Raw genomic sequence first — 9,361 nt, 5'->3', positions numbered from 1 at the left:
ACAGCGATCGAAGGGGGCCGCGATCCACTCGGAGCGCGGCCCCCTTCGATTCCGGGATGCCCCGCCTCAGATCAGGCCCAGCGCCGACAATTCCCGCCGCAGCGCCTCCGGCATCTCGGCGAGGTCGCCGGCGGCGGCGTGGTCGAGGTCGCGGGGGGCGTCGCGCTGGCGCAGGTAGCGCCAGCCCTGGAAGGGCCGGCAGGGCCGCGGCGAGACCGGCTTCACCTCCGGGTCGAGCACGAGTTCGCAGCGGCCGATGCCGTCGGCGCCGGTGAAGGGCTCGATGGCCGTGATGGCCTGCCGGCAGAGCAGCGTGCCCTTGATCACCCAGTAGATCGAGCCCTTGCCCGCGATCTCGCGCTTGCGCTTGGGCACCATGCGGGTGGTGTGGACGGTGCGCGGGATCTGGCCGAGGCGCAGCATTTCGGCACGGTTGTGGGCGATGCGGTCCTCGAGTTCGCCGATCGTGGCGGGTCCGACGCAGAGCTTCAGCAGGTTCAGGGCCATGCCCCGTCTATAGCAGGCGATGCGCCGGGCGGGCGGCCGGCGCGCTCACGAAAACAGCGCGATCTTCTCTTCGATGCTGAGGCGGTCGAGGTCGGCGAAGGCCAGCGCCAGGTCGTCCGCGTCGTCGGCCAGGGCGAGCGCCGGGCGGGGCTGCGGGCCGGCGGCCGGCGGGTCCGCTTCGGCCGGGTCCGGCAGGAAGTCGATGTCGTCCTCCGGGGGCAGGGCCTCGGGCAGCGGCGGGAGCGCTGCGGGCGGGGCTTCGCGCGGCGGCTCCGCCACAAGCGGGGCCTCCTGCCCGAGCGCTGCGGCGATCCGGGCTTCGAGGTCGTGCAGGGTCGCGACGAGGCGGCCGGTGCGCTGGGCCGAGAGGTCCTGGAGCGAGCAGGCCGTGTAGATGACGATGGCACGGCGATCGAGCACGTCGCAGAGCGCCGTGTCGGCCCCCGTCTCGCGCAGGCTCCAGGCCGCCTCCTGCATCGCCTCGGCGGCACTCAGGATCTCGGAGGTCGCCCGCTCGGCGCCCTGCACGAGGGTGTCGAGGGTTTCGGCCCCGCTCCGGCCGTCCTCTCCGTCGGGCAGGGTCATCGCCGCGATCTCGGTGCGGGTGCGGGCGATGCCCTCGGCCATCGCCGCGAGTTCGCCGCGCAGGGCGTCCGGGTCGTCGGCGGTCGCAGCGTCCCGGGTGACGACCTGCTCCAGCCGCGCGATCGCCTGGAGCAGCGTGTCGGTGTCGGCGCCGCGATGCCGGCGGGCGACCTCCGCCAGGAAGAGCCGCCCGCGCTCGGTCTCCGCCAGGGCGGAGGCGATGACGTCGTACTCGGACGCGTCGAGCCGCGTCTGCGAACCGGAACCCACCATAGAACCCACGTCCTCGTCGACCGACAATCCGCGCACGGACCGTGACTTCGGCGCGATCGAGTATGACGGAACGTCTTTAACGGCGGCTTACGGCGGGGCCGGAGCAGCGGCCATGCGCTTCGACGCCTCCGGCCGTCGGCCGCCGGCACGGCCGGGAGATCGTATTTCGCGGTTGGCCGGGGTGAGCCGATCCGCGCGGATCAGGCCCCGTCAGCCGGAGACGGCATGGACGATCGACTGGGAGAGTCGCCGGGCATGACGGGGCTGGGGGGCGGACGGAATGCGACGCCGTCGCGACGGCGGCGGGCTGACGAAGTGGGTGGTGTCAAGGTGGGTTTCAAGACGGAGTACGTTCAGCACCCAGCTGATAACGCTCAACGCCTCAAAAGAAACGAGTATTAAGTCAAGCGGTCAAATGAATGGTCCAGCAGGACCGGGCACTGGAATGAAGGCAACCCGGTCGCCTGGCGACGCTGTATCTCCCGCGAACCACTCATATTGAACTGCCGCCGCAACATCAGCCGGCGGTTCCTTATTCTCCACAATGATAATCTGAATTCCTGCGGAGACCCGCTTGAGGGATTCCCAGAAAGCGGCCTCAACACCCAAGTCGATAGGGCCATCTGCTCCTTTAATCTGAACGCCCTTCTTCTTATAGCTAGTCAGAGGAGAGTCTATTATAGCAAATCCTATATGAGGTAGATTGTTATTAGAGCAATAACGAAGCAATCCAATTATAAATGCTGAATATAGAACAGCACGAACGCCCTTTCCGTGCGATTGGCGTGCCTGTCCATCTACGATAATATCATATTTTTTCGAATCAAATTCGACGCGACCCGTGCCGCTCCATTTCCATTCTCTCAAAACAAACTCTACTTCGTTACAGAACGCTCGCAGTGCTTTCCCGGGCAATGCTTCCCACTCGCGTTTTGCAGGGCGCCGAGATTCAGCAGCACGCTCGATTTCGTCTTTCTTTGCGCGTAGGCCTTCAAGCTGCTCTCGATCACTTCGGGTTGCTTCCAAGTAAATCCGTCGATCTAGAAGTGATTGCAAGCGTTCTACGTTCGTTTGAATTGCAGGCTGAATAATACTGTTCAAACGCGTATTAGCTCGAAGTATATTTTTTTGCGTTGATAGCTTTTCCTCGTTCTGAGCAACTCGGCGGCTTATCAGGCTTGCTACTGCATTTTCGAGGTCAAGGCGTTGTGCGAGAATTTTTGAAGCCTCAGCTCGTGCGGATGCGTAGATGGTTTCACTACTTCCTGCCGCTACATGAGCATGCTCAGGCGTCATCAATTGATCGCACAGTGCGCACTTAATTTCCTGAAGTCCATCAAAGTAATGAGCGCCCTCTGATATAAAATCTAATCGCCCGAGATCGGAACTGTATCTTTCATCCAGAAGCCGATAACGACTAAGAAGCTCCTCGATTGCAATCAATTGAGACTCGGCACGCTGCATATTTTCCGTTGCTGCCTGCCGCTCGTTCATAAGCCCTTCTCGCTCGTCCTCAAACTGTGATAAAGATTCAGCTACGGAGGCAATACTTGCATCAACGCGCTCAATCGTCTCGTCTGGGCTTTCTGCAACAACTTGATCCAGTCGCTGCTCAAGTGGGGTCAGAAGATCAATGATCACATCTAACTGCGCATTCAGCCGCGCCGTAGCTATGTCGCGCCGCTCGGCTGCAACCACGCCCCTATCGTCTTTGCCGGAAAGCATGAACGCGAACATTCGCTCTCGCGCCGTGTTGTCGTAGCTAGGACGTCCCAAAACTGGCGACTGTTCTTCGATTACAGAAACTTCATCGACGACGATGGTCGGCATAAAATTTCTGATGGAAAGACGCTGTGTCTTTCCATCTTTGTTGGCGCGAAGAGTTGCCTCAGGGATTCCAGCAAAAGAAAAAATTACCGAAGTTACATCGATAGCAGTACTCGTTCCATGGCGACGAAACACAATTTTATCGCCCTCGCCAATAATGTCCTTAATCCTGCAGTTATGGGCAGCGAGATCTCCACCAGAGAGATGTCGCATTAAAGTGAGAAAAGCGCCTGCGGTATTTTCAAATTCAACAAAAAGCTGAGAATATGGCTCAGCCTGAGGGATACGCTTGCGCAATTCGTCGGCGCCAAATATATAGTCGATTCAGTGTAAAAGATAACTTTTGCCTGTATCGGACTCTCCAGCGACAATATTCCCAGATGGGAGGAATTGCACTATTGCATCCTCAACATTCAGGCCTCGTAATAAAATGCAACGAAGCTGCAACATGCCTAAAGCTCCAAACCACTTATGGCCGTTATGCGCTCGAACTCTGCGCCCCACCGCCCGATGTTTTCAGCCATATAACGCTCCAACAACAGATCGTCTAAATTTTGAAATTTTGATATAAGCCAACCTGCGCGTTCTCGCAGTAATTCTGCGTAAGCGGTATTTAAAAGTCCCAGAAAAGCAACAGTTAAATTTGTAGAGTTATAAGTTATTCCAAACTTATCAAAGTTTTTAGATAAAAGTTCTCGAGAAAACATTTGATTGAGGCCAGTCTGAATTAAATCGCGCTTAACTAGCAGCTCACTGCTGCGATACGGAACAGCTGGATGTAAACTTTTGGGTCCTCCCAGAACATCACCAGAATGTACTATCAAATAATCATAAGAAATTAGACGTTGCAGATCGCATCTATGGCCATCCGCCGCTGCCAACACAAAAAGAAGCCGTAGCCCGCACTCTAGAGGTGAATTGAACGGTCGATCATAGCGGGGGCGGCCCTTAGCTGCTACTCGCACCATTGGACAAGGCCTTCATTAGCCATCTGATGGCACATGCCCTCGCGATCATTTGCGAGTACATGCGGCGCCAAAGCGTGGCTGCCTAACTGAATCGACTGCGAGCCTTTCACAGTATTAAGAAGACGTTGATAACCCGACGCAGCTATGTCACTATACCAGTGATATAAGCTATTCCCAAACTCATCGAGCAAAGTCTCGAAAAATCTTACATCTGCCATTTGGTCGCGAGCAAGTTCTTTTAGTCCTTCTGTAGAGTAGAAAGTTATTCTAGATCGATCAAATAGTTTCCGATATTTATCAATATGGCTAAACTCTTTGTGTGACAAAACGGGCGCGCCCATCTGTTCGCCGATTACCGCAAACAACTGCGTTACGTATCCAGTCTCGCCGGGCGTGACCTCCGAAGGTGGCGATGGGGGGACCGCGCGGTCAATGAGCGGTGCCCCAAATACAGTTAGGTGATAGCGTGTTTGAGCGTGCTCCTTTAGCAATTCGAGAGGCTGTTTCGCTCTAAAAATACTAAAGTCAAAATTATTAATATACTCTTTTAATTCGACACTAAGATCTACTGGTTGCTTCCGAATTTCATCGCGACAATGCTTGTCCCAATTAGTAATTATAAAACTACGGAGCTTTTCTGGCGCATCAATCAAATCTTGAAACGGCGACGTAACCCCCTTATGGGTCACAAAAACATACTGCTCCGGTACGGTATAGTCGCCTCGATGCGTATAGAAAATCACTTTCCCGATTTCGGCTGCTGCGATTCCAGCGCCTAGGGCTGCACCATAGTGTTTGCACTGGTATAGCCTCCACCGCCGCCTCAGAACTTTTGTCTGATCGAGCCACGCGAGGACATCGCGCCCTTTGTCGCCAGCGCCGCCACGTTGCTGGACCTCGACGATCTCTGGAACCTTTATCGCAAGATAATCGGAGACCCACTCCAGCGTAAATCGCTCGAATTCTGCTGCGCTGAATTGAGCTAGGCGATCAAGCTCACTAACGGGCAACCCAATTCCCAACCCAAGCAAGCGAGCGTTGGCGCCGGGCCAAGGAGTTGGAGATGGAAAGGCTTCAGGAGCACTAGGCTTGTCGTCTACGGCAGATTTCGGCACGGGGTCCCCCAACCCTTCGGCGATATTTTTAGATCAATGGTGACCGCCTCACTGGACTTGTGCCCAATACGCTACCGAATGACAAGGAGCAACGTAGGCAGTCCTATTTAGCGCGGGCTGGGCTGCTAGTGCAATGGACTAGGACCGATCAAAAAGCGTTTCCAGCTTGATTTTGAATCGGCCCGCTCCTCGCGTTGGTGCGTGGGCGCGCTCATATTCATCAACATTGCTGCTTTTACAAGTGTTTCGCCAGTCAATATACTACGGATAGCCTGCGGCCAACGGAGCATCCTCGATATGGCCCCAACATAGCCATAGCCAAACCCACCCCCCACGTGCACACGTCCGGCGCCCTCCCGCCGCCCCGGCCCCGCCGTGCCCCCTGCCCCGCCCCCACCCAGCCCGAGCGACGCGCCGAACGCCCTCCGGCTCGCGCTGCTCTACACCGTGGTCTTCGTCGAGATCGGCATCGCGATGCCGTTCATGCCGGTCTGGCTGAACGCGCTGCATCTCGATGCCGGGCTGATCGGCGGGCTCTTGGCGCTGCCGATCGCGATCCGCATCGTCGCCACCGCGCCGCTGATGGGGCTGATCGACCGGGGGTTTTCCGCGCGCACGCTCCTGCTCGTGGGCAGTCTGGTTCTCGCCGCGACCTACGCGCTGATGCCGGCCGCCGCCGCCGTCGGCTGGGGCCTGCTCGCGGGGCTCATCGCGATCAACGCGGTCGCCGCGGCGCCGCTGGTGCCGAGCATCGACTACCTGACGCTCGCGGCGGTGCGGCGCTCCGCCCAGGCCGAGGCCGGATCGGCGCGGGGGCGGTCCGGCGACGGCCTCTCCGCCCCTCTCTCCCCCCCAAAACCTCACCCCGAGATGCCGGAGCGCGGCGGAGGCCTCGAAGGGTCCTCCCGTTCGCTCCGTGACGTCTGGAAAACCCTTCGAGGCCCGCCGGCGCGGGCACCTCGGGGTGAGGTGGCGGGTGGGGGACGGCGAGCGGCTTCGGAGCCGCTTCGCTCAAGCGTGAGGCGCGCCGAAAAACCCCCGAGATTGGACTATCCGCGGATCCGCATGGCCGGCTCGATCGGGTTCCTGGGGGCGAACCTCGCCGGGGGCGCGCTGCTCGGGTGGCTCGGCGAAGCCTTCGCGGTGCCCCTCCTGCTCACCGGGCTGGCGCTGATCGCCTCGGCCGTCGCCTTTTTCAGCTGGAACGAGGTGGAACACGTGGAAAAGGCGTTCCACCCCACGGCGCGCCCGCGCCTGCCCCGGGTGCTGTGGCTGGCCATCGCCGCGGCGGCGCTGATCCAGGCGAGCCACGCGGCGCTCTACGCCTTCGGCGCCATCGCCTGGAGCACGGCGGGGGTGCCGGGGGCCTGGATCGGCGCGCTCTGGGCCATCGGCGTCGCCGCGGAGATTGTGCTGTTCGCGGTGATCGGAAAGCTGCCGGCGGCCTGGCGCTCGCCGTTCCGGCTGCTGGCGCTCGGCGGGGTCGCGGCGGTGCTGCGCGCCCTCGGCATGGCCCTCGCCGGCGATGGCCTGCCCGCCCTCGCGGCCCTGCAGATGCTCCACGCCTTCAGCTTCGGCGCCACGCATTTCGGGGCGATGAACGCGGTGTCGGCCCTCGCCCCGGACGGCGCCCGCGGCCGGGCACAGGGCACGCTCAGCTCGGCGACGGCGCTCTGCTCGGCCATCGCCACCCTGGGCTGCGGCATCGTCTATCGCAGCGCCGGGCCGGCGACGACCTTCGCCCTGATGGCGCCGATCGCCCTGGCCGGCCTCGGCCTCGTCGGGCTCGGCCTGCAGGCGCGGCGTTCGTCGGCACGGGCCTTGGCCCCGTAGCATTGGCCGGGAGCGCATCCCGGCATGCGCCGGGTCTATCCGCGGCATATGCCAGGGCCGGCATCGGGCAAGACACGCTTTGGTCACCATGATGCCCTCAGATGGGCGCTCATCCGCGTCCCGCGGGACCGAATCGGAGTGTTTTTCGTGCTGATCGAAGCCGGCACAGCCAACCCCGACGCGGCCGGCGCCGACATCGCCGGCGAGCGCGTGGCCCTGCGCGGCCGCTGGACCGCCGACCAGGGCCCCGGCGTCGAGCGCAGCGCCGCCGCGATCCTCGCGCACGGCGCAGCGCAGGCGGTCCTGATCGACCTCGCCGGCATCACCCGGCTCGACACGCTCGGCGCCTGGGTGCTGGAGCGCACCCGCGCCGAGATCGAGGCCGCAGGCGGCCGCCTCGCCTATGCCAACCCACGGGCGGAACACAGGATTCTGCTCGGCGAGGTGGCGCTCCGCCCGGCCGATCCGCCGGCGAAGGAGCGCGTCGGCCGCGTCTTCGGCGCCCTCGATGCGGTGGGCCGCAACGTCGTTTCCACAGGCCGCGAGATCCTCGCCGGCCTGTCCTTCCTCGGCGAGGTCATCGCCGCGATCGGCCGGGTGGCGGCGCGGCCCTCGAGCTTCCGCTTCACCGCGCTGGTCAACCAGCTCGAGGCCATCGCCTTCCGCGGTGTGCCGATCATCGCGCTGATCTCGTTCCTCGTCGGCGGCATCGTCGCGCAGCAGGGCATCATCCAGTTGCAGCGCTTCGGGGCGCAGAGCTTCGTCGTGAACCTCATCGGCATCCTGGTGCTGCGCGAGCTCGGCGTGCTGCTCACCTCGATCATGGTGGCCGGCCGCTCCGGCTCGGCCTTCACCGCCGAGATCGGCTCGATGCGCATGCGCGAGGAGGTCGACGCGCTGCGGGTCATGGGCCTCGACCCGATCGAAATCCTGATCGTTCCCCGTATCTTAGCCCTGATGATCGGCCTGCCGATCCTCGCCTTCCTCGCCAACCTCGCGGCACTGGCCGGCGGCGGCGTCACCGCGCTGATCTATGGCGGCCTGACCGTCGACGGCTTTCTCTCGCGGCTGCAGGCGGCGGTGTCCGAGCACCATCTCTGGGTCGGCCTCCTCAAGGCGCCGTTCATGGCGCTCACCATCGGCATCATCGCGACGATCGAGGGCTTCGCCGTGGAGGGCTCGGCCGAGTCGCTCGGACGCCACGTCACCGCCTCAGTCGTCAAGTCTATCTTCATGGTCATCGTGCTTGATGGATTGTTCGCGGTGTTCTTCGCCGCGGTCGAATTCTGAGCGAAATCAGCGCCTTGAACGCCGAACCCAACGGCATCGCAGCTTCACCCGAGGCCGCCCTGCGGGGCGCCTCGCCGGAATCGGGACACATCGTGACGTCTTCTCCTCGCCAACCGGGCCGGGACGCCATCATCCGCGTGCGCGATCTCGTGGTGGGATTCGGCGCGCGCGACGTGATGAAGGGGCTCGACCTCGACATTTATCGCGGTGAGATTCTGGGGTTCGTCGGTCCCTCGGGGCAGGGCAAGTCGGTGCTCACCCGCACCATCCTCGGCCTCGTCACCAAGCGCTCCGGCACCATCGAGATCTTCGGCGAGAACGTCGACGGGCTGACGCTGGCGCGCCGCCGCGAGCTCGAGAAGCGCTGGGGCGTGCTGTTCCAGCAGGGCGCGCTGTTCTCCGGCCTCACCGTCAAGCAGAACATCCAGATGCCGATGCGCGAGCATCTCGACCTGTCCGAGCGCCTGCTCGACGAGTTCGCCCGGCTCAAGATCGAGATGGTCGGCCTCAAGCCCGACGCCGCCGACAAGCTGCCCTCCGAACTCTCCGGCGGCATGATCAAGCGCGCGGCTTTGGCCCGCTCCCTGGCGCTAGATCCCGAGATCCTGTTCCTCGACGAGCCGACCTCCGGCCTCGATCCGATCGGCGCCGGCGAGTTCGACGAGCTCGTCGCCACGCTCAAGCAGACGCTCGGGCTCACGGTCTTCATGGTCACGCACGATCTCGACAGCCTCTACACCGCCTGCGACCGGATCGCGGCCTTGGGCGACGGCAAGATCATCGCCGAGGGCCCGATCGAGGCGATGCTCGCGAGTGACCACCCCTGGCTGCGCTCTTACTTCCACGGCAAGCGTGCCCGGGCGATCGTGCCGAACCCCGCCAAGCAGAACCGGAATGCGGTCCATGCGTGAGCGCACCCTGCGTGCCGACGCGCACGCCACATTCGCCGCCCATCGTGAAAAG

Annotated in this window: 8 protein-coding genes; 3 read left to right on the top strand and 5 right to left on the bottom strand. The window is 62.2% G+C overall.

What is annotated here, in order from left to right:
- Nucleotides 1-66 precede the first annotated feature (66 nt).
- The 5 genes from MFF07_RS12280 to MFF07_RS12260 all read right to left on the bottom strand — a co-directional run bounded on the left by MFF07_RS12280 (nucleotide 67) and on the right by MFF07_RS12260 (nucleotide 5,275).
- On the bottom strand, nucleotides 67-507 hold the full coding sequence (locus tag MFF07_RS12280; RefSeq protein WP_147821833.1) for a DUF1489 family protein: 441 nt from the start codon (nucleotides 505-507) through the stop codon (nucleotides 67-69).
- A gap of 45 nt (nucleotides 508-552) precedes the next feature.
- The gene (locus MFF07_RS12275; RefSeq protein WP_238232056.1) at nucleotides 553-1,365 is read right to left on the bottom strand and encodes a hypothetical protein; all 813 of its coding nucleotides are present in this window, start codon (nucleotides 1,363-1,365) and stop codon (nucleotides 553-555) included.
- Between the two features lie 411 nt (nucleotides 1,366-1,776).
- On the bottom strand, nucleotides 1,777-3,489 hold the full coding sequence (locus MFF07_RS12270; RefSeq protein WP_238232054.1) for a hypothetical protein: 1,713 nt from the start codon (nucleotides 3,487-3,489) through the stop codon (nucleotides 1,777-1,779).
- 155 nt (nucleotides 3,490-3,644) lie between these two features.
- Nucleotides 3,645-4,160, bottom strand: coding sequence for an ABC-three component system middle component 2 (locus MFF07_RS12265; protein ID WP_306424637.1), 516 nt, complete (start codon nucleotides 4,158-4,160; stop codon nucleotides 3,645-3,647).
- Nucleotides 4,148-5,275, bottom strand: coding sequence for an ABC-three component system protein (locus tag MFF07_RS12260; RefSeq protein WP_238232050.1), 1,128 nt, complete (start codon nucleotides 5,273-5,275; stop codon nucleotides 4,148-4,150). Before MFF07_RS12260 ends, MFF07_RS12265 begins: the two co-directional genes overlap by 13 nt.
- A 375-nt stretch (nucleotides 5,276-5,650) precedes the next feature.
- On the opposite strand from MFF07_RS12260, the gene MFF07_RS12255 reads away from it, so the two are divergent.
- The 3 genes from MFF07_RS12255 (at nucleotide 5,651) to MFF07_RS12245 (ending at nucleotide 9,309) form a co-directional block, all read left to right on the top strand.
- Nucleotides 5,651-7,108: an MFS transporter gene (locus MFF07_RS12255; RefSeq protein WP_373322329.1), complete on the top strand. Its 1,458-nt coding sequence runs from the start codon at nucleotides 5,651-5,653 to the stop codon at nucleotides 7,106-7,108.
- 147 nt (nucleotides 7,109-7,255) lie between these two features.
- The gene (locus MFF07_RS12250) at nucleotides 7,256-8,398 is read left to right on the top strand and encodes an ABC transporter permease (RefSeq protein ID WP_238232049.1); all 1,143 of its coding nucleotides are present in this window, start codon (nucleotides 7,256-7,258) and stop codon (nucleotides 8,396-8,398) included.
- Nucleotides 8,399-8,574: 176 nt separating this feature from the next.
- Nucleotides 8,575-9,309, top strand: coding sequence for an ABC transporter ATP-binding protein (locus MFF07_RS12245; RefSeq protein WP_238232121.1), 735 nt, complete (start codon nucleotides 8,575-8,577; stop codon nucleotides 9,307-9,309).
- The last annotated feature ends 52 nt before the right edge of the window (nucleotides 9,310-9,361 follow it).

This window comes from Methylobacterium thuringiense, from assembly GCF_022179645.1.
In the GTDB taxonomy this organism is placed as follows: domain Bacteria; phylum Pseudomonadota; class Alphaproteobacteria; order Rhizobiales; family Beijerinckiaceae; genus Methylobacterium; species Methylobacterium thuringiense.
Note: the sequence above shows the minus strand (reverse complement) of the source record. Positions and strands in the feature narration are given on the sequence as shown.

What these genes read in the sequence shown, in the direction of transcription:
- MFF07_RS12280 (WP_147821833.1), bottom strand. Translation starts at nt 507, where the DNA reads ATGGCCCTGAACCTGCTGAAGCTCTGCGTCGGACCCGCCACGATCGGC.
- MFF07_RS12275 (WP_238232056.1), bottom strand. Translation starts at nt 1,365, where the DNA reads ATGGTGGGTTCCGGTTCGCAGACGCGGCTCGACGCGTCCGAGTACGAC.
- MFF07_RS12265 (WP_306424637.1), bottom strand. Translation starts at nt 4,160, where the DNA reads ATGGTGCGAGTAGCAGCTAAGGGCCGCCCCCGCTATGATCGACCGTTC.
- MFF07_RS12245 (WP_238232121.1), top strand. Translation starts at nt 8,575, where the DNA reads ATGAAGGGGCTCGACCTCGACATTTATCGCGGTGAGATTCTGGGGTTC.